This window comes from Brachybacterium saurashtrense, from assembly GCF_003355475.1.
In the GTDB taxonomy this organism is placed as follows: Bacteria; Actinomycetota; Actinomycetes; order Actinomycetales; family Dermabacteraceae; genus Brachybacterium; species Brachybacterium saurashtrense.
On record NZ_CP031356.1, the window covers coordinates 369,468 to 395,249 of the forward strand.

The 25,782-nt window shown below is 73.9% G+C and carries 24 protein-coding genes; 15 read left to right on the plus strand and 9 right to left on the minus strand.

What is annotated here, in order from left to right; genetic code table 11:
- Positions 1-68: 68 nt before the first annotated feature.
- Positions 69-1,787 (minus strand): MDR family MFS transporter, encoded by a 1,719-nt coding sequence (locus tag DWV08_RS01675; protein ID WP_115412210.1) that lies wholly within the window; start codon positions 1,785-1,787, stop codon positions 69-71.
- A gap of 177 nt (positions 1,788-1,964) precedes the next feature.
- On the opposite strand from DWV08_RS01675, the gene DWV08_RS01680 reads away from it, so the two are divergent.
- Positions 1,965-2,576, plus strand: a complete 612-nt coding sequence (locus DWV08_RS01680; RefSeq protein ID WP_241237283.1) for a TetR/AcrR family transcriptional regulator — start codon at positions 1,965-1,967, stop codon at positions 2,574-2,576.
- Between the two features lie 18 nt (positions 2,577-2,594).
- Here the strand turns inward: DWV08_RS01680 and DWV08_RS01685 are convergent, their stop codons facing one another.
- On the minus strand, positions 2,595-3,635 hold the full coding sequence (locus DWV08_RS01685) for an acyltransferase domain-containing protein (protein ID WP_115412211.1): 1,041 nt from the start codon (positions 3,633-3,635) through the stop codon (positions 2,595-2,597).
- 159 nt (positions 3,636-3,794) lie between these two features.
- Between DWV08_RS01685 and DWV08_RS01690 the strand changes: the two genes are divergently transcribed.
- Positions 3,795-5,399: a helicase HerA-like domain-containing protein gene (locus DWV08_RS01690; protein ID WP_115412212.1), complete on the plus strand. Its 1,605-nt coding sequence runs from the start codon at positions 3,795-3,797 to the stop codon at positions 5,397-5,399.
- A 95-nt stretch (positions 5,400-5,494) separates the two neighbouring features.
- Here the strand turns inward: DWV08_RS01690 and DWV08_RS01695 are convergent, their stop codons facing one another.
- On the minus strand, positions 5,495-6,241 hold the full coding sequence (locus DWV08_RS01695) for a phosphoglyceromutase (protein WP_115412213.1): 747 nt from the start codon (positions 6,239-6,241) through the stop codon (positions 5,495-5,497).
- 99 nt (positions 6,242-6,340) lie between these two features.
- Between DWV08_RS01695 and DWV08_RS01700 the strand changes: the two genes are divergently transcribed.
- Entirely contained in the window at positions 6,341-7,012 is a 672-nt protein-coding gene (locus DWV08_RS01700; RefSeq protein WP_115412214.1) for an HAD hydrolase-like protein, read from the plus strand.
- Between the two features lie 98 nt (positions 7,013-7,110).
- On the opposite strand, the gene dtd is transcribed toward DWV08_RS01700, so the two are convergent.
- Complete coding sequence (gene dtd / locus DWV08_RS01705) at positions 7,111-7,536, minus strand: D-aminoacyl-tRNA deacylase (RefSeq protein WP_115412215.1); 426 nt, start codon at positions 7,534-7,536, stop codon at positions 7,111-7,113.
- A 51-nt stretch (positions 7,537-7,587) separates the two neighbouring features.
- On the minus strand, positions 7,588-9,258 hold the full coding sequence (locus DWV08_RS01710; RefSeq protein WP_115412216.1) for a phosphotransferase: 1,671 nt from the start codon (positions 9,256-9,258) through the stop codon (positions 7,588-7,590).
- Positions 9,259-9,312: 54 nt separating this feature from the next.
- Between DWV08_RS01710 and DWV08_RS01715 the strand changes: the two genes are divergently transcribed.
- From DWV08_RS01715 to purM, 7 genes are all read left to right on the plus strand, one after another.
- A complete protein-coding gene (locus DWV08_RS01715) occupies positions 9,313-9,738 on the plus strand; it encodes a DUF3151 domain-containing protein (RefSeq protein ID WP_115412217.1) in 426 nt (141 codons plus the stop codon).
- A gap of 122 nt (positions 9,739-9,860) precedes the next feature.
- The gene (locus DWV08_RS01720; RefSeq protein ID WP_115412218.1) at positions 9,861-11,159 is read left to right on the plus strand and encodes an adenylosuccinate synthase; all 1,299 of its coding nucleotides are present in this window, start codon (positions 9,861-9,863) and stop codon (positions 11,157-11,159) included.
- 1 nt (position 11,160) lies between these two features.
- Positions 11,161-11,565 carry a sterol carrier family protein gene (locus DWV08_RS01725; RefSeq protein ID WP_115412219.1) on the plus strand — a complete coding sequence of 135 codons (405 nt, stop codon included), beginning with the start codon at positions 11,161-11,163 and terminating at the stop codon, positions 11,563-11,565.
- Complete coding sequence (locus DWV08_RS01730) at positions 11,562-12,359, plus strand: copper homeostasis protein CutC (protein ID WP_115412220.1); 798 nt, start codon at positions 11,562-11,564, stop codon at positions 12,357-12,359. Before DWV08_RS01725 ends, DWV08_RS01730 begins: the two co-directional genes overlap by 4 nt.
- The gene (locus DWV08_RS16690; RefSeq protein WP_127097491.1) at positions 12,356-12,754 is read left to right on the plus strand and encodes a hypothetical protein; all 399 of its coding nucleotides are present in this window, start codon (positions 12,356-12,358) and stop codon (positions 12,752-12,754) included. Before DWV08_RS01730 ends, DWV08_RS16690 begins: the two co-directional genes overlap by 4 nt.
- A 70-nt stretch (positions 12,755-12,824) precedes the next feature.
- On the plus strand, positions 12,825-14,315 hold the full coding sequence (gene purF, locus DWV08_RS01735; RefSeq protein WP_115412221.1) for an amidophosphoribosyltransferase: 1,491 nt from the start codon (positions 12,825-12,827) through the stop codon (positions 14,313-14,315).
- Positions 14,312-15,460 carry a phosphoribosylformylglycinamidine cyclo-ligase gene (gene purM, locus DWV08_RS01740; protein WP_115412222.1) on the plus strand — a complete coding sequence of 383 codons (1,149 nt, stop codon included), beginning with the start codon at positions 14,312-14,314 and terminating at the stop codon, positions 15,458-15,460. Before purF ends, purM begins: the two co-directional genes overlap by 4 nt.
- A 90-nt stretch (positions 15,461-15,550) precedes the next feature.
- On the opposite strand, the gene DWV08_RS01745 is transcribed toward purM, so the two are convergent.
- Entirely contained in the window at positions 15,551-15,751 is a 201-nt protein-coding gene (locus DWV08_RS01745; protein WP_115412223.1) for a DUF3073 domain-containing protein, read from the minus strand.
- Between the two features lie 309 nt (positions 15,752-16,060).
- Here DWV08_RS01745 and DWV08_RS01750 point away from each other — a divergent pair, with 309 nt between their 5' ends.
- From DWV08_RS01750 to DWV08_RS01760, 3 genes are read left to right on the plus strand one after another with little or no spacing between them, the layout of a single operon-like run.
- Positions 16,061-16,279 carry a BldC family transcriptional regulator gene (locus DWV08_RS01750; protein WP_115412224.1) on the plus strand — a complete coding sequence of 73 codons (219 nt, stop codon included), beginning with the start codon at positions 16,061-16,063 and terminating at the stop codon, positions 16,277-16,279.
- Positions 16,276-17,256, plus strand: a complete 981-nt coding sequence (locus tag DWV08_RS01755; RefSeq protein ID WP_115412225.1) for an alpha/beta hydrolase — start codon at positions 16,276-16,278, stop codon at positions 17,254-17,256. Before DWV08_RS01750 ends, DWV08_RS01755 begins: the two co-directional genes overlap by 4 nt.
- Positions 17,257-17,296: 40 nt before the next feature.
- Positions 17,297-17,773, plus strand: coding sequence for a hypothetical protein (locus tag DWV08_RS01760; protein ID WP_115412226.1), 477 nt, complete (start codon positions 17,297-17,299; stop codon positions 17,771-17,773).
- Here the strand turns inward: DWV08_RS01760 and DWV08_RS01765 are convergent.
- Positions 17,755-18,945, minus strand: coding sequence for a lysylphosphatidylglycerol synthase domain-containing protein (locus DWV08_RS01765; protein WP_164740384.1), 1,191 nt, complete (start codon positions 18,943-18,945; stop codon positions 17,755-17,757). The genes DWV08_RS01760 and DWV08_RS01765 overlap by 19 nt on opposite strands.
- A gap of 61 nt (positions 18,946-19,006) precedes the next feature.
- Here DWV08_RS01765 and DWV08_RS01775 point away from each other — a divergent pair, with 61 nt between their 5' ends.
- Positions 19,007-19,342: a hypothetical protein gene (locus DWV08_RS01775; RefSeq protein ID WP_115412228.1), complete on the plus strand. Its 336-nt coding sequence runs from the start codon at positions 19,007-19,009 to the stop codon at positions 19,340-19,342.
- Between the two features lie 100 nt (positions 19,343-19,442).
- Positions 19,443-22,187: a UvrD-helicase domain-containing protein gene (locus DWV08_RS01780; RefSeq protein WP_115412229.1), complete on the plus strand. Its 2,745-nt coding sequence runs from the start codon at positions 19,443-19,445 to the stop codon at positions 22,185-22,187.
- Between the two features lie 30 nt (positions 22,188-22,217).
- On the opposite strand, the gene DWV08_RS01785 is transcribed toward DWV08_RS01780, so the two are convergent.
- Both DWV08_RS01785 and DWV08_RS01790 read right to left on the minus strand, forming a co-directional pair.
- Entirely contained in the window at positions 22,218-22,634 is a 417-nt protein-coding gene (locus DWV08_RS01785; RefSeq protein WP_115412230.1) for a VOC family protein, read from the minus strand.
- Positions 22,635-22,701: 67 nt separating this feature from the next.
- On the minus strand, positions 22,702-25,686 hold the full coding sequence (locus DWV08_RS01790; protein WP_115412231.1) for a multicopper oxidase domain-containing protein: 2,985 nt from the start codon (positions 25,684-25,686) through the stop codon (positions 22,702-22,704).
- Positions 25,687-25,782: the final 96 nt, after the last annotated feature.

The window sequence follows — 25,782 nt, forward strand, 5'->3', positions numbered from 1 at the left end:
GGGGACGGAGGCGGCCCCCGCCCCTCCGCGGGGGAGGTGCGGGGGCCGTGACCCGGCGGCGGGGCGGCTCAGCGCCGGGGCTCGGACTCCGGCGGGAGCGCCGGGATCGGCCCGGTGCGCGGGTGCAGCTCCTCCGGCTCGGTCCCGGTCCCGGCGAGCTCCGCGGCGGCGTCCGCCCCGGGCTGTGCGCCGGGCTCCGCCGCCTCGAGCGTGTCCCGCAGCGGGATCTGCTCGACGAAGGCGGAGAGCACCAGGGCGGCCAGCACGAACGGCACCGCGGTGAGGAAGACGACGTGCATCGCCTCACCCATCCCGGCGCGGATCGGGTCGATGAGGAACTCCGGCAGCTGCGCGAGCGCCTCGGGGTCCAGCACCGAGGCCTCGAGGTCCGCGGCCTCGCCGCCGCCGGACTGCAGGGCGGCCAGCTGCTCCGGCGGCAGGGCGGCGATCCGCTCGCTGATCGCGGAGCTCATCTGCGCGCTCATGACGGTCCCCAGCACGGCGGTGCCGATGGTGGAGCCGATGTTGCGGAAGAACTGCACGGCGGCGGTGGCCACGCCCAGCTCGCTGCGGGGCACCACGTTCTGCACCACCAGCGTGTACACCTGCATGCACAGTCCCAGGCCCAGGCCGATCACCACCATCGCGGCCGTCAGATGCCAGGCGGAGTCGCCGTACTCGATGCCGGCGAGCATCAGGTAGCCGGCCGTCAGCACGGCGCCGCCCAACAGCAGGAACACCTTGTAGTTGCCGAAGCGGGTGATCAGCAGGCCCACCACGATCGAGGTGAGGATCATCGCCACCGAGAGCGGGATCAGGATCGCCCCCGAGTTGGTGGCGGAGACGCCCATGACGCCCTGCGCGTAGACGGGGATGTAGATGATCGCGCCGAACATCGCCACCGCGATCGCGAAGGACGCGGCGATGGACAGGGCGATCACGGGGCGGGTGAGCAGGTGCATCGGCAGCAGCGGCTCCTCGACCCGGGTCTCGACCACCACGAAGGCCGCCAGCAGCACTGCGGCGACGGCGTACATGCCGATGATCACCGGGGAGTCCCAGGCGTAGTCGTTGCCGCCCCAGGTGGTGGCCAGCAGGCCGATCACCAGGCCCGGGGTGAGGGTGAGGATGCCGGCCAGGTCCACGCGGCCGTGCTGGGCGGCGCGGGGCAGGTGCAGGTACCGCAGGATGAAGGCGAAGGCGGCCACGCCGATCGGCAGGGTGAGGTAGAACAGCCAGCGCCAGCCCAGGTGGTCCGTGACGGTGCCGCCCACCAGGGGGCCCACCACGGAGGTGACGCCGAAGACGGCGCCCATGATGCCCTGGTACCTGCCGCGCTGCCGCGGCGGAATGATGTCGCCGATGATGGTCTGGCTGAGCGGCATCAGGGTGCCCATGCCCAGGCCCTGCACGGCGCGTGCGGCGACCAGGAACCAGAAGTTCGTGGCCATGCCGGCGAGGATCGAGCCGAGCATGAACACGGCCAGGCCCGCGAGGTAGAACCAGCGGCGGCCGTAGAGGTCGGAGAGCTTGCCGACGATCGGCACCGCCACGGCGGAGACCAGCATCGCGGCGGTCGCGACCCAGCTGTAGTACTCGACGCCGCCGAGCTCGGCGACGATGCGGGGCAGGGCGGGGCCCACGATGGTCTGCGACAGCGAGGCGACGAACATGCCGAGCATGAGTCCCACGAAGACCAGCCTGCCCTGGCGGTCGAGGCCCGTGAACGCGGCGGGAGCGGAGGTGGGTGCGGCGGTGGTGGGGACGGAGGGCGGTGCTGAGCTCACGGGACTCCTCAGGGGAGAGATCTGCGGACGGAACGGGACGAGGCGGGAGCGCCGTGGTGCTCCCCGGCCGCAGCACGACGGCGGGCTTCGACCCGGACATGCTAGCGAACTGTTGCATTCACTGCACTATTGCAGTGGATGCATGTTCTGTGATCTGTCGGACCTACCATGGGGGGCGTGACCGAAGAGACCGCCGAGTCCGATCAGACCCTGGGGCTGCGCGAACGCAAGAAGCGCCAGTCCCGCCTCGCGATGCACCGCGCCGCCCTCGAGCTCGTCAACGAGCACGGGCTGAGCGGCGTCACCGTCGAGGCCATCGCGCAGCGCGCCGGGGTCTCCACCCGCACCTTCTTCAACCACTGGACCACCAAGGAGTCCGCGATCATCGGGGTGCACAGCACGCGCGACGGCGAGATCGCCGAGTCGCTGCGGCGCCGCGCCGAGGAGGAGGGGCCGCGGCAGGCGCTGCGCAGCGTGCTGCGCGAGGCGATCGCCCTCGCCCCCGCGGACGTGGGCCTGCGGGAGCTGAAGAAGGAGATCATGGCCAAGGAGCCGCGGCTCCACTCGCTCTCCACCGGCACCCTGCTCACGGTGCAGACCGAGATGGTGGAGGTGCTGACGGAGCTGCTCGACGGGGAGGAAGCGAAGGAGCGGGCCATGCTCGCGGTGCAGCTCGGCTTCGCCGTGACCCGCACCGCGTTCGCGGTCTCGATGGCTCGCGGTCTCGACCTGCCCGCCGCCTACGATGAGGTGCTCGACCGGTACGACGAGGGCGATCTGCCCTTCTGAGCAGTCCCCGCGGGGAGGTCAGCGCACCAGGCGCCCGGTGCCGGTGCTCCAGCCGCGCCCGTCGGCCAGCCGCTCGGCGAGGGCCGTCTCCAGGCGGGTGCGCCGCGGCAGCGTCGCGGGGTCCACGGGCGGGCGCAGGCCGAACACGAAGAACAGCGCCCCGTCGGCGCCGTCCTGATCGCTCGCCAGCAGCTCCCAGCGCGCCGCGAAGCGGGCCAGGTTCGACTCCGGGCCCGTGATCTCGGCGAAGGCGTCGTTCAGCAGCCAGGAATCGCAGGTGAACTCGTGCCCGAAGGCGGGGTCGCGTGCGTCGCGCCCCTCCCCGAGGTCGGCGTAGTGCGCGGTGAAGTAGGCGGTCGCCGCCTCGAGGGACTGCTCCACGGCGGTCGGGTCGAGCGGTCCGCTGGCGGGGATGTGGGTGCCGATCACCCAGCGCTGCGGCGCGGCCTCCGGGGCGGGGTGCTCGCCCCGCTCCAGCAGGGGCACGGGGCGCCGACCGAGGTCGAACTGCAGCCTCCCCAGGTGCACCAGGCGGCCGGCCCAGTTGCCGCTCACCCAGTTCAGCTGGTGCAGGCCCAGTCGCCCCGTGGCGCGGCGGTGCACCCGCATCTGCTGGCCCAGATCGGCGAGCACGTGCCAGGAGAGCTCCTCGTCGAGTCCGCGCGCGGCGTGCCAGGCGCGCACCGTCGAGGTGGAGACCGTGAAGGCGAGGATCGCCAGCAGCCCCTCCCCGGGAGCGAGCCGCTGCTGCAGGGCGTTCAGGTGCTCCGCGCGCGCGGCGAGGTCGAGAGCCTCCGTCTCGAGTCCCGCCTCGCGCCGCAGGGCATCCGCGATCGCGGTGACCTCGCCCCGCAGGGCGTCGTCGGCGGCGACCGCGCTGGCGAGCGGCGCGAGCTCGTCGGCGTCCTCCCCGGTGATCCCGAGCCGCTCCAGCAGCCCGGGGAACGACGGGGCGGTGAGCATCACCCGCACCTGGTCGGCGGTGAGCGGGGCGGTGGCGCGCACGGCCCGGGGCGGGGCGCCGAGGGTCTCGTGCGGCGGGCGGCGACGATCGGTCATGGCTGCACGCTACTGCCTCGCCCGCGCGGCACCGGCCCACCCCGCCGGACGGCTCCCGCGCCGCTCGGCACGGCCTCGGCCCGCGCGGCGGGGCCGCTACGATTCCAGGGTCGAGATCCCGCACCTGTAGGCCTGCGCCGACGCAGGAGGAGTCAGAGCATGAGCACCACGGACCAGAGCGCCGCCGGCACCGGCGGCGGGGAGATCAGCGCGGAGGTCGCCGCGATCTCGGAGGCCTACGCGTTCGAAGGCGCACGCATCCACCTGGGCGCCCTGCTCGAGGGGGAGGAGCCGAACCCCGCGGTGGCGGTGAACCTCGCGGTGGGCATGCTGAACCGTCACGGTCTCATCGCGGGCGCCACCGGCACCGGTAAGACCCGCACCCTGCAGGTGATCGCCGAGCAGGCCGCGCACGCCGGCGCCGCCGTGTTCGTCGCGGACATGAAGGGCGATCTCTCCGGCATCGCCGTGCCCGGCCCGGCCTCGTCGACGCTCACCGCCCGTGCCGCCACCCGCGGCCAGGAGTGGGTCTCCCGCGCCGCCCCCACGGAGTTCTTCACCCTGGGCGGGCAGGGCGAGGGCGTGCCGATCCGCACCACCGTGAGCGACTTCGGCCCGGTGCTGCTGTCCAAGGTGCTCGAGCTCAACGAGACCCAGGAGTCGTCCCTGGGCCTGATCTTCCACTACGCGGACTCCCACGGCCTGGCGCTGCTGGACCTCAAGGACCTCCGCGCCCTGATCCAGTTCCTCACCTCCGAGGAGGGCAGGAGCGAGCTGAAGGGCATCGGCGGCATCTCCACCGCCACCGCGGGCGTGATCCTGCGCAGCCTCACCGCCTTCGAGGCCTCCGGGGCGGACGTCTTCTTCGGCGAGCCCGCCTTCGACCCCGCGCAGCTGCTGCGCCGGGCGGAGGACGGCACCGGCATCATCTCCTGCCTCGAGCTGCCGGGGGTCGCCACCCGGCCCGCACTGTTCTCCACCTTCATGATGTGGATGCTGGCGGAGCTCTACCAGGACCTTCCCGAGGTGGGCGACGCCGAGGTGCCGAAGCTGGTGTTCTTCCTCGACGAGGCGCACCTGCTGTTCAAGGACGCCTCGGACGCGTTCCTGGACCAGGTGGTGCAGACGGTGCGCCTGATCCGCTCCAAGGGCGTGGGGGTCTTCTTCATCACCCAGACCCCGAAGGACATCCCTGGGGACGTCCTCGCCCAGCTGGGCAACCGGGTCCAGCACGCCCTGCGCGCCTTCACCCCGGACGACGCCAAGGCCCTGCGGGCCACCGCCTCCACCTTCCCCACCTCCGAGCACGACCTGGTGGAGGTGATCCCGGCGCTGGGCACGGGCGAGGCGATCGTCACCGTGATGAGCGAGGACGGCGCCCCCACCCCGGTGGCGGTCACCGCGGTGCGCGCCCCGGAGAGCTCGATGGAGCCCGCCGGGGAGCAGGTGATCAAGGACGCCGCGGCCGCGTCGCCGCTGATGGCCGAGTACGGCACCGCGGTGGACAACGAGTCCGCCTACGAGATCCTCGCCGCGCGCGCCGAGAAGGACGCGCAGGCCGTGGAGGAGGCGGAGAAGGCGGAGAAGCGCAGGGCCGCGGCGACCTCCGGCGGCGCCGGGAGCACCTCGCATTCCTCCCGCTCCGCGAAGGACGAGGAGGGCTTCTTCGACAATCCGGCCGTGAAGAGCTTCCTGCGCTCGGCCGGCACGGTGCTCGGCCGCGAGATCACCCGCTCGCTGTTCGGCACCCGCCGGCGCCGCTGAGCCCGAGGGACGCGCGCCCCGGGCGACGAGGCCCCACATGACGACGGCGTCCCCACCGTGCGGTGGGGACGCCGTCGGCGCGCGGGGCGCTCAGCTCACTTCGTGCCCTGCTTGGCGACCGCCTCGGCGGCGGCCTTCGCGGCGACCGGGTCGAGGTAGCGGCCGCCCTTCTCGACGGGCTGGAAGTCCTCGTCCAGCTCATACACGAGCGGCTGGCCGGTGGGGATGTTCAGCCCGGAGATCTCCTCGTCGGAGATGCCGTCGAGGTACTTCACCAGCGCCCGCAGCGAGTTGCCGTGGGCGGCGATGAGCACGGTCTTCCCGGCGGCGAGGTCGGGCTTGATGCCCTCCTCCCAGTACGGCAGGAAGCGCTCCACCACGTCCTTGAGGCACTCGGACTTCGGCAGCTGGTCGCCGAGGTCCGCGTACTGCGGATCCTGGTCCTGCGAGAACTCGGAGCCGAACTCGATCTCCGGCGGCGGGGTGTCGTAGGAGCGGCGCCAGGCCATGAACTGCTCCTCGCCGTACGTCGAGCGGATCTCCGCCTTGTCCATGCCCTGCAGGGCGCCGTAGTGGCGCTCGTTGAGGCGCCAGTCGCGCTTCACCGGGATCCAGTGGCGGTCGGCGGCGTCCAGGGCGAGGTTCGCGGTCATGATGGCGCGGCGCTGCAGCGAGGTGTGGACCACGTCGGGCAGGATCCCCGCCTCCTTGAGCAGGTCGCCGCCCTCGACGGCCTCCTGGCGGCCCTTCTCGGTGAGGTGCACGTCCACCCAGCCGGTGAACAGGTTCTTCGCGTTCCAGTCGCTCTCGCCGTGGCGGAGCAGCACGAGTGTGTAGGTCATGGGGCCAGCGTACGCGGGCCGCTCCCGGCGTGCATGTCCTGCTCACCGCCGCGCGGGCGGCCCGGCGGCGCGGAGCCCGCCGCCGCTACGCTCCGGGGGATGACCTCCCTCGCCGACGGCGCTCTCGCGCACGCCCCCGTGATCCTGCTCGACCTCGACGGCACCGTGGTGGAGTCCGCGCCCGGGATCCTCGCCGCCCTCGACCACGCCTTCGCCGCCACCGGGGAGGAGCATCCCGGGCGCGAGCGCCTGCAGTCCTTCATCGGTCCGCCGCTGGTGGACTCCTTCCGCACCGAGCTGGGGATGAGCGAGGAGCGCGCGGAGGCGATGCGCCTGGCTTACACCGAGCACTACCTCGCCCACGGCTACCGGCTCAGCGTCCCCTACGAGGGGATGACCGCGCTCATCGCCGCTCTGCGCGCCGAGGGCCGCACCGTAGCGGTCGCCACGAACAAGCCCGAGACCACGGCGGTGAGCGTGCTCGAGCACCAGGGCCTGATCGCCTCCCTCGATCTGGTGGGCGGCACCGACGCGAGCACCGGCCGCACCCACAAGGCCCAGGTGATCGGCTCCGTGCTGGAGCGCCTGGGCGTCACCGCGGCAGGCGGCGCGGTGATGGTGGGGGACCGCCTGCACGACGCCGACGGGGCGGCGGCCCACGGCCTCGAGGCGGTGCTGGTGGGCTGGGGCTACGGCGGGGAGGCCGAGCGGCGGGCCGGGCTGCCGTTCGTGGCGACCGTCCCGCAGCTGGACCGCCTGCTGCGCCGCTGAGCCGCCGTCGCGGGAGGGCGTGGACGGGCGAGGAGCGCCCGGCGCTGCGCGGCGCCCCACGCGGCGCCTCGCGGGGCCGGCGGCGCGGAGCGCGGGGATCAGGCCTCGAGCAGGATCGTCACCGGGCCGTCCCCGGTCATCCCCACCCGCATGTGCGCACCGAAGCGGCCGGTGCCTACGGTGACCCCGCGCTCCCGGAGCGCCTCCACCACCTGCTCCACCAGGGGCTCGGCGACGGGCCCCGGCGCGGCGGCGCTCCATGAGGGGCGGCGGCCCTTCCTGGCGTCGCCGTAGAGCGTGAACTGGGAGACCACCAGCACCTGCGCCCCGGTCTCCAGCACCGAGCGCTCACCCTCCAGGATCCGCAGCTCGCAGATCTTGCGGGCGATCACGGCGACCTGCTCCGGGCCGTCCTCGTGGGTCACGCCCACCAGGGCCAGCAGGCCCTCGCCCTCGACGGCGCCCACCACCTCGCCGTCCACCTCGACCTGAGCACCGTCGACCCGCTGGAGCACTGCACGCATGCCCCCGATGGTGGCACACCGGCGGTGGGCGCTCCTGCGCGCGGGGACCTCTCACTCGGGGCGGATCGTGGGGATCGCCCGCTCCTGGGTGGGGGAGTCGTCGCCATGCTCGCCGCGGCCCCCGTCCGACGCCGGCGGTGCCGTGTGCTCCGGCGGTGCGGTGTGCTGCGGGGGTGCCGTGTGCTGCGGCGGTGCGGTCTGCTCCTGGGGCGCGGTGTGCTGCGGCGGCGCCTGCGACGGGGCGGAGCGCTGCGGCGGCGCGGACTGCTGCACCGGCGCGGCCGACCCCGGGGCGGGGGCGATGGATCCTCGGCCCGCGGGCGGTGCGGGCGCCGACGGTCCGGACGGCCGATGCCCGCCCGACGGCGCCGACGGGCCGGGGGCCGCGGGCGGTGCGGGGGCCGGCCCGCCGTGCCCGGACCCCGCCTGCGCGTGGCGGCGGCGCTCCGCGTGCCGGGCCGCGGTGGCCCATTCCTCCGCCACCCGCACGATCGCCTCGGTGGCGGCCTCCCAGGCGGCCTCCTGCTGGCGATGCGGCCCGGTGGCCAGGGAGAGCACCACCCCGGCGGCGCGCAGAGCGAGCTCGGTGGGGTCCACGCGGTGCTCGAAGGTGACGAGCCAGGTGCGGATCGCCTCCTCCACCCGCGCCTGCATCGCGCGGTCGATGCGGCCGGCGTTGCCGTAGTCGGCGAGCACGCTGAGATGGGCCAGCAGGCAGGCGAGGTCGTCGGCCCGGCGGCCGGGGCCCACGGTGTCGATGTCGAGCAGGCCCACCACCTTGCCGTCCTGCACGAACACCTGCGCCTCGTAGAAGTCGCCGTGCACCACGTCGTGCGGGCGCATGTCCATGCGCTGCTCCAGGGCGGTCAGTCCGTCGCGGATCGAGGCCACCAGGGCGTCCAGCCGGGGGCCCAGCGAGGGGACGGAAGAGGCCACGATCCCGGCGTAGAACTCCACGGAGTCCGTCCAGGGCGGGCGCAGCGGCAGCGAGTACATCGAGGCGGGCAGGCGGTCCAGCAGCGCCACCAGATCCTCCGCCCGGCAGGAGTCCACGCCCTCGTCGATCACCGCGCGGGCCAGCGGACGGCCCGGCAGCTCCGCGAGCACCACCAGGCCGTCGTGGTGGGCGATCACCTGCGGCACCGGCACCCCGGCGGCCAGCAGGCGCTCGTGGCGGTCCACGATCTCGCCGCTGCGGTGGGGCTGCATCACCTTGAGGTACACCGCCCCCTCGCCCTGCGCGGCGCGCAGCACGGCGCGGCGGCCGGGCCGGTACGAGACCACGTCGATCGAGATCGGCTGCGTCGGGTCGGCGCCGATGTGCACGCCCAGGTCATGGAGGGTGCGGCCCACGATGTCCGGGTAGCACACCTGCGGCAGCATCGGCAGCCACGGGTCATGGGGGTAGCGCCACACGCGCACGTTGATGTCGCCGTCGGTCATCACCAGGGTCTGCTCGGCCACGTGGAGATTCTTCTCGCGCTCCCCGATGTGGGCGCTGGCCCCGAACAGCTCCTCGCGGGCGGGCGCCTGAGGGCCGTCCAGCTCCGGCCAGGAGACCTGGGTGCGGTACAGCGCCTTCGTGCTGCGTCCCGGGCGGTGGTCGACGTGATCCAGCTGCCAGCTGTGCAGCACCCCGCCCGAGTTGCCGACGGCCGAGCGGAGCAGTCCGCCCGCGCCGGGCCCGGTGAGGAGCTCGGAGCCGTCCTGGGTCTGTGACATGAAGGAATCAATCTGGTCATGGGGTCATCGGGCGACACCGCCTACGATGCTGTCATGGCTGATCGTACCGATAACCTCACCAGCGGGAATCTCCTGGGCATTCCCGAGACCCGCCTGCCGGACGACTTCGTGGACGTGCAGGTCGCCGAGGAGCTCGAGGACGGGGACCCGCGCGAGGTCGCCTCCCGCCACCTCGACTCGCCGCTCGCCTGGGCCACGCTGGCGCAGGACGCGCTCAGCGACGGCGACGCGATCGCCGCCTACGCCTTCGCCCGCACCGGCTACCACCGCGGGCTGGACGCGCTGCGGCGCGCGGGCTGGCGCGGTCAGGGGCCGATCCCCGCCGCCCACGCCCCCAACCGCGGCTTCCTGCGGGCGCTGGCGATGCTGGGTGAGACCTCCCGCCGCCTGGGCGACGAGGCCGAGGCCGACCGGGTCACCGACTTCCTGCGCGAGGCCGATCCGACCCTGCTGGGCTGAGCGGCGCCCGGGCGCCGTCGCCGTGCAGAAGGCGCCCGGCCCCGCTTGGTAGGATCCTCGCGGCCGGTCGCACCGCACCCGGCCATGTGTCAGGAAGTCCCGCCCCGCCCCCAGGAGTCGCCATGCCCGCCGTCGTGATCGTCGGAGCCCAGTGGGGCGACGAGGGGAAGGGCAAGGCCACCGATCTGCTCGGCGAGCGGGTCGACTACGTCGTCAAGCCCAACGGCGGCAACAACGCCGGGCACACGGTGGTGGTGGACGGCGAGAAGTTCGAGCTCAAGCTCCTTCCCGCCGGGATCCTCTCCCCGCAGGTCACCCCGGTGATCGGCAACGGCGTGGTGGTCAACCTGGAGGCGCTGTTCGAGGAGATCGAGATGCTCTCCTCCCGCGGCGTGGACACCTCGCGCCTGCGGATCAGCGCCAACGCCCACGTGGTGGCCCCCTACCACCAGACCCTCGACAAGGTCACCGAGCGCTTCCTCGGCAAGCGCGCGATCGGCACCACCGGTCGCGGCATCGGCCCCGCCTACATGGACAAGATCGGGCGCCTGGGCATCCGGGTGCAGGACCTCTTCGACGCCTCGATCCTGCGCCAGAAGATCGAGGGGGCGCTGCGGCAGAAGAACGAGCTGCTGGTCAAGCTCTACAACCGTCGCGCCGTCGAGGTCGAGGAGATCGTCGAGGAGCTGCTCTCCTACGCGGAGCGGCTGCGCCCGATGGTGGTGGACACCACCCTGCTGCTGAACACCGCCCTGGACCGGGACGAGGTGGTGCTGATGGAGGGCGGCCAGGCCACCTTCCTGGACGTGGACCACGGCACCTACCCGTTCGTCACCAGCTCCAACCCCACCGCGGGCGGCGCCTGCACCGGCACCGGCATCGGCCCCACCCGGATCGACCGCGTGATCGGGATCGTGAAGGCTTACACCACCCGCGTGGGCGCCGGGCCGTTCCCCACCGAGCTCGAGGACAAGTGGGGCGAGTACCTGCAGACCACCGGCGGCGAGGTGGGCGTGAACACCGGCCGCCCCCGCCGCTGCGGCTGGTACGACGCGCTGATGATCCGCCACGCGGTGCGCATCAACGGCTTCACCGACATCGTGCTCACCAAGCTCGACGTGCTCACCGGCATCGACGAGGTGCCGATCTGCACCGGCTACGACGTGGACGGCGTGCTCCACCGCGAGATGCCGATGACCCAGACGGAGTTCCACCACGCCACCCCGGTCTATGAGACCCTGCCCGGCTGGAGCGAGGACCTCTCGCAGGCGCGGACCTTCGAGGAGCTCCCCGAGAACGCGCGCGCCTACGTGAAGCGCCTCGAGGAGCTCGCCGAGTGCCGGATCAGCGCGATCGGCGTGGGCCCCGATCGGGCGGACACCATCGCCGTCCACGACCTGCTGCCCGAGGCGTCCGCCTGACGTGACGACCCGCCGCACCGATCCCGAGGCGGGCCGCCGAGCGCTCTCCGCCTGGGCCGTCGCCCCCGAGGCGGCCCGGCGCGCCGTGCTCGCCCCCGCCGTCCGCCACACCCTGGAGATGTTCGCCGAGGAGCACCCCGGCGGCGCCGTGGAGCTGCGCGTCCCGCCGTACGCCGCCGTCCAGGCGATCGCCGGCACCCGGCACACCCGCGGCACCCCGCCCGCGGTGGTCGAGACCGACGCCGCCACCTGGCTCGCGCTGGTCGCCGGCGACCTGACCTGGGAGGCCGCTGCCTCCGAGGGCCGGGTGCACGCCAGCGGGGAGCGCAGCGACCTCGCCGCGCTGCTGCCGCTGCCGGGACCGCGCCGCGTGTGCCGCACCGCACGGGAGCAGGAGACGCGATGAGCATCGCCGTGGAGATCGCCGTGGAGGACCTCGCCGGCCTCGAGGTCGCCGCCCGCGCCGGCGCGGACCGCGTGGAGCTGTGCACCGACCTCGACCGCGGGGGACTCACCCCGCCCCCGGCCCTGGTGGAGGCCTGCACAGACCGCGCCGCGGCCCTCGTCGCCGCGCAGGAGGCGAGGCCACACTTCGACGTGCACGTGCTGATCCGCTGCCGCGCCGAGCACGGCGACTTCCTGGACCGGCCCGCGGAGTTCGCCTACCGCGCCGACGAGATCGCGCTGATGGCCCGCCAGGCGGAGGAGTCCGTGACGGCCGGCGCCGCCGGGGTGGTGATCGGCGCGCTGGACGAGGACGGCCTGCTGGACGTGCCCGCGCTGGAGACGATCCGCGACGGCGCCCTCACCGCCGGCAGCGCCGTGATGCGCGGCGTCACCCTCACCCTGCACCGCGCCGTGGACGCCCTCCCGGACCGTGCCCGTCGGGCGGAGGCGGTGCAGACCGCGCTCCGCCTCGGCATGCACCGGGTGCTCAGCTCCGGGGGCGCCGCCCGCTCGCTCGACGGCGCCGAGGACCTCGCCGCGATGGTCGAGGCCGCCGAGGACCTGCTCGAGATCTGCGCCGGGGGAGGGGTGCGCCCCGTCGACGTCGGCGAGCTGGCGCGCCGCGGCGGGGTCGGCGCCGTCCACCTGTCCGCCCGCCGCCGCCCCGGAGCCCCGGTGGAGGACGGCGCCCCCGCCACCCGCACCGATCCGGCGATCGTCGCCGCGACGGTCGACGCCGCTGGAGAACTGTGAGCACCGTGAACGACACCGAGAACCCCGACACCCCCGAGAACCTCGACACCGCCGAGAACCCCGACACCGCCGAGAGCCCCGACAGCCCCGACAGCCCCGACGGCGCCGAGCGCCCCGACGGTGCTGACGGCACCTCCGCCGAGGCGCCGGAGGACACCGGCACCACCGTCTACGTGCGCCGCGGACGCACCCCCACGTTGGGCCTCTGGGTCGTGCTCGCGCTCGCGGTGCCCGCCGTGGCGGCGCTGCTCGTCGCGCCGCTGTTCGACTTCACCGATCTCGGCGGCGTGGTGAGCTTCGCCCTCGTCGCCGCCGTGGTGGTGGGCCTGCCGCTGGCGGCGCTCGCCGCCCTGGTGGACGCGCTGCGGCACCGCGACCGCGGCCCCCGGCGCTGAGCCCGCGCCGCCCGCCGTCCGCCCCCGGACCGCGCGCCGTGATCGCCGCGGGCTGTGGCACTATGGTGCGGTGGCACGCGGCGACGGAAAACTCTCCCATGACCTGCTCCCCGGGGAGAAGGGGCCGCAGGACTCCTGCGGCGTCTTCGGCGTCTTCGCGCCCGGCGAGGATGTCGCGAAGCTGACCTATTACGGGCTCTACGCCCTGCAGCACCGCGGGCAGGAGTCCGCGGGCATCGCCGCGAGCGACGGCTCCCAGATCATGGTCTACAAGGACATGGGCCTGGTCTCCCAGGTGTTCGACGAGGCCTCCCTGGGCGCGCTCCACGGCCACATCGCCATCGGCCACACCCGCTACGCGACCACCGGCGGATCCGTCTGGTCCAACGCGCAGCCCACCCTGGGGCCCCGCCCCGAGGGCACCGTGGCGCTGGCCCACAACGGCAACCTGGTCAATACCGAGGAGCTCCAGGCGCTGATCGCCGAGCGCCACGGCACCCCCCGCTCCGGGGAGCTCGCCCGCGGCAACACCACCGACACCGCCCTGGTGACGGCGCTGCTGAACACCGAGGGGTCGCTCGAGGACGGTCTGCGCGACCTGATGCCGCGTCTGCGCGGCGCTTACTGCTTCACCCTGATGGACGAGACCACGCTGTACGCGGCACGGGACCCGCAGGGGATCCGGCCGCTGGTGCTGGGCCGGCTGGAGCGCGGCTGGGTGGTCGCCTCCGAGACCGCCGCGCTGGACATCTGCGGCGCCAGCTTCGTGCGCGAGGTCGCTCCCGGCGAGATGATCATCGTCGACGAGCAGGGCCTGCACAGCGAGCAGGTGCTCCCGCCGCAGCCCAAGGGCTGCGTGTTCGAGTACGTGTACCTCGCCCGCCCCGACACCCGCATCGCCGGGCGCAGCGTGAACGAGTCCCGCGCCGAGATGGGCCGCCAGCTGGCCCGCGAGCACCCCGTCGACGCGGATCTGGTGATCCCCACCCCCGAGTCCGGCACGCCCGCGGCGATCGGCTACGCCCAGGAGTCCGGCATCCCCTACGGCCAGGGGATGGTGAAGAACGCCTATGTGGGCCGCACCTTCATCCAGCCCAGCCAGACCATCCGCCAGCTCGGCATCCGCCTCAAGCTCAACCCGCTGCGCGAGGTGATCGCCGGCAAGCGCCTGGTGGTGATCGACGACTCGATCGTGCGCGGCAACACCCAGCGCGCCGTGGTGCGGATGCTGCGCGAGGCCGGCGCGGCGGAGGTGCACGTGCGGATCTCCTCGCCGCCGGTGCGCTGGCCCTGCTTCTACGGCATCGACTTCGCCTCCCGCGCCGAGCTGATCGCCAACGGTCTGGGCATCGAGGAGATCGCCCGCTCCGTGGGCGCGGACTCGCTGGGCTACATCTCCGAGGAGGGCATGATCGCGGCGAGCGGTCAGCCCGAGGAGCGGCTGTGCACCGCCTGCTTCTCCGGGAAGTACCCCGTCACCCTGCCCGAGCCCGTCGCCCGCCAGCAGGGCATCGTCCAGGCTCGCGAGCCCGAGCCCGCCACCGCCGAGAAGGACTCATGAACAGCACCTCCCCCCGCCCCGACGCGCTCACCTACGCCGAGTCCGGCGTGGACACCGCCGCCGGAGACCGCGCCGTCGAGCTGATGAAGGAGGCGGTCGCCGCCACGCACGGCCCGCAGGTGCTCGGCGGGATCGGCGCCTTCGCCGGCCTCGTCGACGTCAGCGCCCTGAAGGAGTACCGGCGCCCGCTGCTGGCCTCCTCGACCGACGGCGTCGGCACCAAGATCGCGATCGCCCGCGCGCTCGACATCCACGACACCATCGGGCGCGACCTGGTGGGCATGGTGGTCGACGACATCATCGTCGTCGGCGCCCGGCCGCTGGCGATGACCGACTACATCGCCTGCGGCGCCGTGGTGCCCGAGCGCATCGCGGACATCGTGCGCGGCATCGCCGAGGGCTGCCGGATGGCGGAGTGCGCCCTGGTGGGCGGCGAGACGGCCGAGCATCCCGGCCTGATGGCGCCGGAGGACTACGACGTGGCGGGCGCCGCCGTGGGCGTGGTCGAGGCCGACCGCCTGCTGGGGCCCGAGCGGGTCGCCGCCGGGGACGTGGTGATCGGGATGGACTCCTCCGGTCTGCACTCCAACGGGTACTCGCTGGTGCGCGCTGTGATCGCGGCGGCCAGCGTCTCCCTCGACACGCATGTCGAGGACTTCGGCCGCAGCCTGGGCGAGGAGATCCTCGAGCCCACCCGGATCTACACCGCGGATCTGCTCGCCGTGCTGGAGGACCGGCGCACCGACGGGGCGGTGCACGCCCTCAGCCATGTCACCGGCGGCGGGCTCGCCGCGAACCTGGCCCGGGTGATGCCGCGCGGCCTCGCCGCCCGCTTGGACCGCTCCCGGTGGGAGCCGGGCGCCGTGTTCTCGCAGGTGGCCCGCTGGGGCTCGGTGCCGCAGCTGGACCTCGAGGGCACGCTGAACATGGGCATCGGGATGGTGGCCGTGGTCGCCGCCGAGCAGGCGGACGCCGTGCTCGCCGTGCTCGCCGAGCGCGGACTCGGCGCACGGGCGATCGGCGAGGTGGTCCCCGAGGAGTCCCTGCCCGAGCCCGGTGCGCCCCTCGAGCAGGTGATCACGGGAGCCAAGGGCGTCGACGGCGGCGCGGTGCTGCTCGCCGGTCAGCACCCCGGCTGGGCCTGAGCGGATGCCCCGCACACACCACGAGGGCCGACCCATCGGGTCGGCCCTCGTGCGGTGGTGCGGTGGTCGCCGGCGCGTGCCGGTACGGCCTCAGCGGCGATGCGCGGACGGAGCGTCCTCGTCGGCCCAGTCGTCGCTGTCCTCGGCCCAGTCGTCCCCGTCGGCGGAGGAGGTCTCGCTCCGCTGGGACTGCAGTTCGCGCTGCAGTGCCGTGAGGTCGGTCGGCGGGCTGTAGTACTTGAGGTCCCGAGCCACCTTGGTGTGCTTGGCTTTCTGTCGGCCGCGACCCATGGATCTGACCCCCTGTGCGTCGGCTGCCGGGCATTCTTGTGGGCCCGGAAGATGGCATTAGTTTCGTGTGCTCAGGGTACATGAGCGCCCCGCGGTCCGGCGAACTCCGAGGGGTGAGACGTGCCGGACATCCCGTCCGGGCGCGGTGCGCCCGCGGTCGGCACCCGCCCCACCAGCACGATCCTCCGACCGATCGGGTGCGTCGATTGCCGGGCCGAGTGAGTTACCCGCTAGTGTGTAGCTCGGTGCCCGATGCTCCCCTGGGAGAGGCGGGCCCGACGATGCCAGCAGTGAAAGGTCCACCACCCCATGAACGCATCCACGGAGGGCTCCTCCGCGGGCGACGATGACGCCGCCGAGCTGCTGACGCCCGCCGAGGTCGCGCGGATGTTCCACGTCGACCCCAAGACGGTGACGCGGTGGGCGCAGGCGGGCAAGCTCTCCTACATGCGCACCCTGGGCGGACACCGGCGATACCGGCGCGACGAGGTGGTCGACCTGCTCCGGGACAGCACCCAGGACGGGTGAGCGCGGACCGGCTGCTCGGCGAGGGGTACGAGGCCCACCAGATCGCCCTGGGCTCCGACGCCGAGGGCCCGCTGGTCGCCACGCTCGTGCACCGGGTCGCCGCGCCCGCCCCGATGGACCACCGGCCCCCGATCCTGCTGATGCACGGCTGGTCGGACTACGTGCTGGACCGTGGGCTGATGGAGCACCTGGGAGGCCGCGGACACGACGTGTGGGGCCTGGACCTGCGCAAGTACGGGCGCAGCCTGCTTCCGGGCCAGACCGCCACGGAGATCGACCACCTCAGCCGCTACGACGCGGAGATCGACGCCGCGCTGCACCGCATCGGCCGCGACCGGCCGCCCGTGCTGCTGGCGCACTCCACCGGCGGCCTCACCGCCGCGCTGTGGGCGCAGCGCCGGCCCGGGACGGTGCGCGGGCTGGCCCTGAACTCGCCGTGGCTCGAGATGCACCTCGGGCCGGTGGCCCGCATGCTCGCCGAGGTGCCGGTGCGGCTGCTCGCCCAGCAGCTGCGGGAACGGCCGATCCTCCCGTCCGGGAGCACGCACCACGCCCGCTCCACCCATCGCGACTTCGGCGGCGACTACGACTACGACCTCACCCTGAAGCCGCCCACCGGGCATCCGTTCCCCGCGGTGACGCTGAGCGCGATCCTCGACGGGCAGCGGCGTCTGGCCGCCGCCGGCCCGCTCCCGCTGCCCGTGCTGGTGCTGCACTCCGACCGCAGCCGGATCGGCGCCCGCTTCGACGACCGGATGCGTCGTGCCGACACGGTGCTGGACGTGCGCTCCCTGGTCGCCGCCGCGGAGCGGTTGGGGCCGCAGGTGAGGATCGAGGCGGTCCCCGGCGCCCGGCACGACGTCTTCCTCTCCGATGCGGATGCCCGCGACCGGGCGCTGCGAGCGCTCGACGACTGGCTGGACGACTCGTTCCCGGCGCCGCCTAGTATGGAGGAGCCGGGACACCGCGGGACGTGACCCGGGCATCCACCGGCACCAGGAGGGAAGGGGCGTGCCGATGACCTCCGACCCCCGGGCGATGCGCGAGCAGGCGGCACGGATGCGCCGCGGCGCGGATCGCCTCACCCTGCTCCGTCTGCGCCTCGCCCGCGGACTCGTGGACCTCTCGGGCGCGGAGGACTCCGCCGTCCGGCATGCGGGGGAGACGCTCCGGGCCCGGTGGAACGGTGCGGAGTACCCCGAGCTGGGACGGATCGCGAAGGGGCTGCGCACCGGGGCCCGGCAGATCGACGCGGCCGCGGTCGCCGCGGAGCGCAGCGTGGGTCGCCGCCTGGGCGGCTACGCCGGAGCCGGGTTCCTGGGCAGGGGCGACGAGGCCCACCGCCATGTGGAGGACGTCGCCGCCTTCGTGGGCACGGTGCAGGGCGCCAGCATCGGCGGCTATCCGCTGCGGCCGGCGGCTGCGGAGGGGCTCCTCGCCCATCCCTCGCACACCCTGGGTGTGGACACCCCCGCCTACGACGAGGCCGACTGACGCGGCGCGAGCGTGAACGCGGCGACGCTCGCGAGCGCCCCCGCCAGCAGAGGGACCAGCAGCATCGCCACCAGCAGGAGCAGCATCGCGGCCGCGGCCTCCGCGGCGGCGACGCCCAGCGCCACCAATGCCGCGGCGCCGACGGTCTCGGCGATCCCGGCGCCGCCGGGCGTCAGCGGCACCAGGGAGAGCAGCCGGCCCAGGGCGAAGACCGCGACCGTGAGCAGCAGCGGCACCTGCGCGCCCACCGCCTGCGCGGCGAGCACCAGGGCGCCCCACTGCAGGAGCCGCGCCGCCGCGGTCGGGGCGATGAGCGCCAGGTGGCGGGAGCGGAGCATCGCCACCAGCGCGTCCCGTTGGGCGAGGATCGTGTCGGCGACGTGCTCGGGGAGCGAGCTCCCGGCCTGGCGCAGCAGGGCCGCCAGCACCGGACGTCGCAGCAGCACCGCGGTGAGCGCGAGGGCGAGCACGGCGCCGAGCACGGTGGCCAGTGCCGCCCACAGCGTGCCCGGCAGCGTGAGGGAGGCGGGGGACAGCACCGGGCTCAGCGCGTAGGAGGCCAGACCCACCAGGGGGATCAGCACCGAGGTGAGCACCATCTCGACCAGGGACGCCGCGATGATGCCGGTGAGGATCACCGGGACAGCGAGGCCGCCGCGGCGCAGGATCCACCCCATCAGCCCCAGGCCCAGGGTGGTGCCGCCGGGCACGGCGAGAGCGGTGCCGGAGGCCGCGGCATGGCTCATCAGGGCGCGGCCGTAGGAGGCGCCCGGCAGGGCGGCGCGCACCGTCAACGCCTCGAGCGCCAGCGCACCGGCCCCCAGCAGCACCATCGCCGGCACCGCCCACACCGGCAGCGCGCGCAGAGCGTCCAGGATCTCCGCCCAGCTCGCGCCGGTCGCCCAGGGCAGGGCCACGGCCAGCAGCACGATCACCAGCGCGGCGGAGAGCAGCCCGGTCACCAGGCGACGGGCGCCGAGGCGGGGAGGGCGCTCGGCCTCCAGCTCCTCCTGCAGCTCGGCCAGCGCCCCGACGGGGAGCCCGGGCGCCCCGGACCCCGCCAGCGCGGCGGCATCGCCCTCGCGGGCGGACGCGCTGTGCGGGGAGGGGGCGCTGTGCGTGGACGGGGGGCTGTGCGGGGACTCGGGGGTGTCGTCGGGTGCCGCTGACATGCGGCGATTGTGTCACGCAGGGGGGCGGATCCTCCCAGCGAGGCCACGTAGCATCGGAGGCATGAGCGTCCTGATCTCCGTCCTCGTCGCGCTGCATCTGATCTGCTGGGCCGTGGCCCTCGGGACCTGGGTGGCCGCCGCCCGTACGCGCCGGCCCAACCCCGGCATGGCCCACGCCCTCGCCGGTGCGGTCGTGCTCGGCGTCGTCCTCGCGGCGCTGGTCTCCATCGCGGGCGATGCGAACCACATGAAGCTGGGCCTCAAGCTCGTGGTGGGCCTGGTGGCGCTGGTGCTGGGCTACCTCGCGCAGAAGAAGGGCCCCGAGACCCCCTCGGCCGTGTGGTTCGGCGTGCCCGCCGCGATCGTGGTGAACGTCTTCGTGGCCGTGCTCGTCTGAGGCGTCCCCCACCTCTCCCGCGCCTGTTCTCCGCGGCGCCGTCCCCACCCGGACCCGACAGCCTGCGGGCTGTCGGGTCCCTGCCTATCCTGGAACCCTCATGAGCTCACTCTTCGACGACCTCTCGCTGCCCGACGCCTTCCGCCGCCTTGACGGGGTGTCGGTGACCCCTGCACCGCCCCAGGGCGCGTCCCTCCGGGACGAGGACGTACCGCCCCGCGAGGACGAGGCCCCGCCCCGGGACGAGGACGTGCCGCCCGGCGAGGACGAGGCGCCGGACCCCGAGGCCGCGGGAGACCTCCTCGAGGCGGAGGCCGCCATCGCGCCGCCCCCGCCGGCCCCCGTGGCGGAGCCCTGGGCACCGGCCGGTGCGCACCCCGTCGCCGCCGCACCCGGCCTCGTCGAGCTCACCGACGGCCTCAACCCCGCCCAGCGCGAGGCGGTGGAGCATCGGGGCAGCCCGCTGCTGATCGTCGCGGGCGCCGGGTCCGGCAAGACCCGCGTTCTCACCCGTCGCATCGCGCACCTGCTGCGCAGCGGGGAGGCGATGCCCGGCGAGATCCTCGCGATCACCTTCACCAACAAGGCCGCCGCCGAGATGCGCGAGCGGGTGGGCGAGCTGGTGGGGCCCGTGGCGCGGAGCATGTGGGTCTCCACCTTCCACAGCGCGTGCGTGCGGATCCTGCGCCGCGACGCCGCCGCGGCCGGGCTCAAGAGCTCCTTCACCATCTACGACAGCCAGGACTCCCTGCGCCTGCTCACCACGATCTGCAAGGACCTCCAGCTCGACACCAAGAAGCACGCGCCCCGCGCCCTCGCCTCGCGGATCTCCACCCTGAAGAACGACCTGGTGGACCCGGTCGACTTCGCCGACCAGGCCGAGAGCGCGAAGAACCCCTTCGAGCGCACGCTCGCGACGATCTACACGAACTACACCGAGCGGCTCCGCCAGGCCAACGCGGTGGACTTCGACGACCTCATCGGCCTCACCGTCACGCTGCTGCGGGAGAACCCGGCGCTGCGCGAGGGGTATCGGCGCCGCTTCCGCCACCTGCTGGTGGACGAGTACCAGGACACCAACACCGCCCAGTACCAGCTGGTCCGCGAGCTGGTGGGGGACGACCCCCACGCCTCCCTCACCGTGGTGGGCGACTCCGACCAGTCGATCTACGCCTTCCGCGGCGCCACCATCCGCAACATCATCGAGTTCGAGCAGGACTTCCCCTCCGCCCGCACCATCGTGCTGGAGCAGAACTACCGCTCCACCCAGAACATCCTCACCGCCGCGAACGCCGTGATCGAGGAGAACGAGGGGCGGCGCAAGAAGAATCTGTGGACCGACCAGGGCGCCGGCGAGCGGATCACCCTGTACGTGGCGGACGACGAGCGGGAGGAGGCCCGCTACATCGGCCGGCAGATCGACGCGCTGGTCGACGACGGCCGCCGCGCCGGCGACATCGCGATCTTCTACCGCGCCAACGCCCAGTCCCGCGCGCTGGAGGACCAGCTGATCCGGGTGGGCCTGCCCTACCGGGTGGTGGGCGGCACGCGCTTCTACGAGCGGCGGGAGATCAAGGACGCGATCGCGTACCTGCAGGTGCTCACCAACCCTGCGGACGAGATCAACCTCCGCCGCATCCTCAACGTCCCCAAGCGCGGCATCGGCGACCGGGCCGAGGCCGTGATCGCGATGCTCGCCGAGCGTGAGCGGATCGGCTTCGGCGAGGCGCTGCGCCGTGCGGAGGAGGCGCCCGGCATCGCCACCCGCTCGCTGAACGCGGTGCGCACCTTCGTGGCGATGCTCGAGGACCTGCAGGAGCTCGCCGCCCAGGGCACCGGCCCGGCGGACCTTTTGGAGGCGATCCTGCAGCGCTCCGGCTACTACGCCGAGCTGCAGGGCAGCGACGACCCGCAGGACGAGTCCCGCCTGGAGAACCTCGCCGAGCTGATCAGCGTGGCCGCCGAGTTCGAGGCCCAGGTGGAGGAGGCGGACGCCGTGGCGAGCGAGGCCGAGGAGGACGAGCCCGCCGGGGCCGAGGTGGAACCCGCGGAGGCCGAGGGGACGCCCGACAGCGCCGCCGAGCCCGGCGAGGACATCGCCCCGGACGCCGCGCTCACCGCACCGGACGATCCGGAGGCCTCCCTGGTGGACCGCTTCCTGGAGAAGGTCTCGCTGGTGGCCGACGCGGACCAGATCCCGGGGGAGGAGGACCAGTTCGTCACTCTCATGACGCTGCACACCGCCAAGGGGCTCGAGTTCCCGGTGGTGTTCCTCACCGGCATGGAGGACGGCACCTTCCCCCACAACCGCACCCTCAGCGACCCCGAGGAGCTCGAGGAGGAGCGGCGCCTGGCCTACGTGGGCATCACCCGCGCGCGCGAGAAGCTGTACCTCACCCGGGCGCAGATGCGGGCGATGTGGGGTCAGACCCAGTACATGCCCGCCAGCCGCTTCCTCGACGAGGTGCCCGAGCCCGTGCTCGACGTGGCGCGCGCCGGCTCCACGCTCAGCGGCGCGGGATTCGGCGGGACCGGGGGCGGTGCCGGGGGCGGCGGCTACGGCGGGGGATCCGGCGGCGGCCGGGGCCCCTCCTTCAGCGGGGGCATCGGCGGTGGGCGCAGCGACGTCAAGCGCCCCAGCATGGGCTCCGGCCGACGTGCCACACCGGTGGAGAAGCTGCCGCAGCTGGCGGTGGGGGACCGGATCACCCACGACTCCTTCGGCATGGGCACCGTCACCGAGGTGGCCGGGCAGGGGGAGAAGACACAGATCGAGGTGCAGTTCAAGGCGCCGCACGGCACCAAGCGACTGGTGCTGCGCTACGCCGCGATCACGAAGCTCTGAGCGCCCCGGCCAGGACGTTCTGCGCGCCGGTCAGCCCGTGACCACCAGCTCTACCTCGATGCCCTCGGGGTCCTCGCCGTACCAGGCGGTGTGGTCCTCGCCGCCGGCGTGCGGGTAGCGCTCGGCGAACAGCTCTCGCCAGCCGTGGGCCGGGCCGTGCGCGCGGATCTCGTCGAGCAGCGCGCGGTCGCGGACGCGCAGGGCCAGGTGGTTCATGCCGGGGCCGCACCGCTGCGCCCGTGTGCCGCGCACGTCCGCGGACTGCTCGAGCACCAGGTAGGAGTCGTCGCGGTGGCGCCAGATCCGCCCCAGGTCCCAGCCGTCGACCCGTTCCGCCGTCCACCCCAGAGCGGTCATCAGCCAGTGCCAGGCCGGCTCGGAGACGGCGAGGTCCGCCGTCCACAGCTCGAGGTGGTGCAGGCCGGAGGAGGGCGCGGGGGAGCTCATGCGGCGACGGTACCGCGAGGACGGGGCCGCGGGGCGCGCGGAGACGCGGCCCCGGCGGCGGGTCCGCTCAGGCGGTCACCCGGATCAGCGCCCGAGCGCCCCGCTCCATCTCCACGAAGGAGTGGTTCACGGCCGTGTAGGTGCCCGGCTCGTCGAACTCGAGCTCCACGAACCCGCCCTGCGCGGCGGCGAGGTCGAGCGACTGGGCACCGCCGGCGGTGTCGTTCTCGGGCCGCAGCAGATACTCGCCCTCCTTGAAGACCGTGTCGAACACCCCGCCCACCACGTGGAAGGAGATCCCGCGGGAGGGTCCCGCGGCGAGCACCCACAGGCGCACCCGCTCGCCCACCCTCGCCTCGAGCGGGGCGTGGACGTACTGGGTGGCGTGCCCGTTGAAGACCGTGACGTCGGGGCGCTCGGTCGCGATCTTCGCCGTGCTCACCGGGTGGGCGCCCTCGTGCACGGCGTCCTCGTGCCCGGGCGCGCCCTCGGGGATCAGATAGTGCTCGGACTGGACCAGCACGTACTCCCTGTCCGCCGGGGCGAGCCCGGCCGGCGTCACCACCAGCGCGCCGATCATCCCTGCGGAGAGGTGCACCGTCATCGGCATCGTCGAGCAGTGGTAGAGCCAGATCCCTGCGTGCTCGGTGGTGATCGCGTAGGTGAGGCTCTCCCCGGGCGGGATCGTGCGCATCACCTCGTCGGGGGCGGCCCGGCCCGCGTGCAGGTCCAGGGAGTGGCCCATCATGCCGTGGTTGACGAGGTCGACGGTGAGCCGCGCCCCGATCTCCGAGCGAAGCACCGGTCCCACGACGGTGCCCCCGTAGGTCATCGCCTCCATCGTCACACCGGGCGCGATCTCCACGGGCAGGTCCTGCACCTCGAGGGTGAGGCGCTGCTCGGCGCCCGCTGGCTCCGGCAGGCGCGCGTCCCTCACCGTGTGCGTGTCGCCGGGGGCCGCCTGGAGGTCGGCGCGCACGGGGGCGAGCTCGTCGGCGGCCGGTGCGGCGTCCCCGCTGCCCGCGGGCGCGGCGGCCGCGCCGACGGCGACGACGGTGAGCACCATGCCCATCGCGCGATGGCCGACGATCGAGCACCAGCCCTCGACGTCCTCGGTGATCACGCCGGCCTCGACCGTCATCGCGTCCCCCGGCTGCAGGCGGCCGGAGGTGGCGCCCGTGGCGAGGACGAGGTCGTGCACCTCGTGGGGATCGTCGTTGCGCAGCTCCACCACCAGCGCGTTCCCGGCGGGGACCTCGAGCCGGTCCGGGGTGAAGCGCATGTCCGCCATGCTCACCGCGAGGGTGGTGGTCTCCCCGGTGGATGCGACCGTGCCCGCGCTCCCCGTGCCCGCGGTGCCGCCGTCGGCGGTGCGCGCGGCGGCGACGGCGCCGCCTGCACGATCGAGGGCGCCGCCCAGCGCCGTGACGCCGAGCACGGACCCGGCGCCGAGCAGCACCCCCGTGAGGGAGCGCCGGTCCATGCGCCGCTCCTCCGCGGCGACCCGCGCCCGCACCCGGGCGGGGGAGCTCTCCGCGGCGGGGGAGCGGGCGCCCGGCGGGGCACCGGCCGACCCGCCGGCCGGGGACCCCGCGGCAGCGCCCGACGGGGCACCGGGAAGCCCATCAGCCGGGGCGCCGGGGAGTCCGTCGGCCGGAGTGCCGGGGCCGGGCGTCCCGGACGGGGCGGGCAGGGCGACGCCGCGGTGACGGATCCCGGCCCGCACCCCCAGGACCATCAGCACCACGAAGCTCACCAGCACCGCGACGGCGAGCAGGGAGACGAGCACGCGGGAGAGGGAGCCGAAGCCGGCCACCTCCGCGGTGCCGAGCGTGAGCGCGGAGAACACCGCGTCGGCCCAGGTCGTCCCGACCCCGGCCAGCACGAACAGCGCTAGGGCGAGGTTGTAGCCGACCACGCGCACCACCGCTCCGCGGCTCATCATCTCCAGCGCCGCCTTCGTGGAGCGGGGCCCGCCGCGGAGGCTCACCGGCAGCAGATGGCTCATCGCCCCGAACAGCACCTGCAGCAGGAACCCGGCGACGAACGGCACGGTGAGCCGCTGCGCCTCGGCGGCGGCCAGCGAGGAGGCGAGCTGTGCATCGGCCGAGCCCCACCACAGGACCAGCAGCGCGATCACGGCGAGCACGAACCAGCCCGCGCCCGCGGCGATCGAGAGGACCGGGAACAGCGACAGCGGTGTGCTGCGCTCCTGCCGGGCGGAGCGCAGCGCGAGCCGCACCAGCGTCACGGCGAGCCAGGCGAAGCAGCCGAGGTAGATCAGCACGAGCACCGCACCGAGCAGGGCGGAGCCGATCAGCGCGGCGACCGTCGCGCCCAGCACCGCCAGGAACATGCCCTGCAGGCCCTTCGCGGCCCGCTGCGCGGCGACCAGCTCGATCTTCGTGCGCAGCACGGTGGGCCAGAGCGTCAGCAGAGTGCCGCTCACCGTGATCCCCACGAAGCCGAGCAGGTTCACCACCTGGTGGGCGAGCAGCAGCCGCCCCTGCCACGGCTCGCCCGGCCCGAACGCCATGAGCGCACCGAGCGTCGCGCCGACGGGGAGCAGGGACGCCGCCGCGATGTAGGCGGTGACCGTGAACCGGAAACGGGCGGCGATCGCGGCCCGCAGCTGCGCGCCGAGCGCCGCCGCGTACCAGACCAGCGCCGACGAGACCATCAGCGCGCCGAGCACCACCAGCCACGGCCAGGAGGGGAGCATCCCCGCGATCGTGACGACGATGCCCGCGGTGAGCAGGCGGATCCGCTGCAGCTGGCGTGTCCGCGCCTCCTCCCCGAGACGGACCTTCAGCAGCGCCTCGGTGACGTGCTGCCCCCACACCAGGATCGAGGTCGTGATGATCCCCAGCGTCACCATGTGCACCATCAGCCAGCGCGACTGCGGCAGCCAGCGGTGCACGAACACCACCACGATCAGCACCGCCATCCACATCAGGATCGGGCGGGAGGCCCGGCGGTGCCAGGCCCCGCGGTCCAGCGCCGCCGGCCCGGCATCGGCGGGGCGGGCGGACGAAGGGGACACGGAGGGCATGATCACCTCGGGACGACGCCCCGGCCAGGGCGGCGGGCGACCGGTCGGGAGGGAGCAGAGACCTCTCCAGGGTAGGTCCGGTGCCCGTGGCGTGGC

Coding starts and splice junctions, on each gene's coding strand:
- DWV08_RS01685 (WP_115412211.1), bottom strand. CDS start 3,635: ATGACCGATCGTCGCCGCCCGCCGCACGAGACCCTCGGCGCCCCGCCC.
- DWV08_RS01690 (WP_115412212.1), top strand. CDS start 3,795: ATGAGCACCACGGACCAGAGCGCCGCCGGCACCGGCGGCGGGGAGATC.
- DWV08_RS01695 (WP_115412213.1), bottom strand. CDS start 6,241: ATGACCTACACACTCGTGCTGCTCCGCCACGGCGAGAGCGACTGGAAC.
- DWV08_RS01700 (WP_115412214.1), top strand. CDS start 6,341: ATGACCTCCCTCGCCGACGGCGCTCTCGCGCACGCCCCCGTGATCCTG.
- dtd (WP_115412215.1), bottom strand. CDS start 7,536: ATGCGTGCAGTGCTCCAGCGGGTCGACGGTGCTCAGGTCGAGGTGGAC.
- DWV08_RS01710 (WP_115412216.1), bottom strand. CDS start 9,258: ATGTCACAGACCCAGGACGGCTCCGAGCTCCTCACCGGGCCCGGCGCG.
- DWV08_RS01715 (WP_115412217.1), top strand. CDS start 9,313: ATGGCTGATCGTACCGATAACCTCACCAGCGGGAATCTCCTGGGCATT.
- DWV08_RS01720 (WP_115412218.1), top strand. CDS start 9,861: ATGCCCGCCGTCGTGATCGTCGGAGCCCAGTGGGGCGACGAGGGGAAG.
- DWV08_RS01730 (WP_115412220.1), top strand. CDS start 11,562: ATGAGCATCGCCGTGGAGATCGCCGTGGAGGACCTCGCCGGCCTCGAG.
- purM (WP_115412222.1), top strand. CDS start 14,312: ATGAACAGCACCTCCCCCCGCCCCGACGCGCTCACCTACGCCGAGTCC.
- DWV08_RS01745 (WP_115412223.1), bottom strand. CDS start 15,751: ATGGGTCGCGGCCGACAGAAAGCCAAGCACACCAAGGTGGCTCGGGAC.
- DWV08_RS01750 (WP_115412224.1), top strand. CDS start 16,061: ATGAACGCATCCACGGAGGGCTCCTCCGCGGGCGACGATGACGCCGCC.
- DWV08_RS01760 (WP_115412226.1), top strand. CDS start 17,297: ATGACCTCCGACCCCCGGGCGATGCGCGAGCAGGCGGCACGGATGCGC.
- DWV08_RS01765 (WP_164740384.1), bottom strand. CDS start 18,945: ATGTCAGCGGCACCCGACGACACCCCCGAGTCCCCGCACAGCCCCCCG.
- DWV08_RS01775 (WP_115412228.1), top strand. CDS start 19,007: ATGAGCGTCCTGATCTCCGTCCTCGTCGCGCTGCATCTGATCTGCTGG.
- DWV08_RS01780 (WP_115412229.1), top strand. CDS start 19,443: ATGAGCTCACTCTTCGACGACCTCTCGCTGCCCGACGCCTTCCGCCGC.
- DWV08_RS01785 (WP_115412230.1), bottom strand. CDS start 22,634: ATGAGCTCCCCCGCGCCCTCCTCCGGCCTGCACCACCTCGAGCTGTGG.
- DWV08_RS01790 (WP_115412231.1), bottom strand. CDS start 25,686: ATGCCCTCCGTGTCCCCTTCGTCCGCCCGCCCCGCCGATGCCGGGCCG.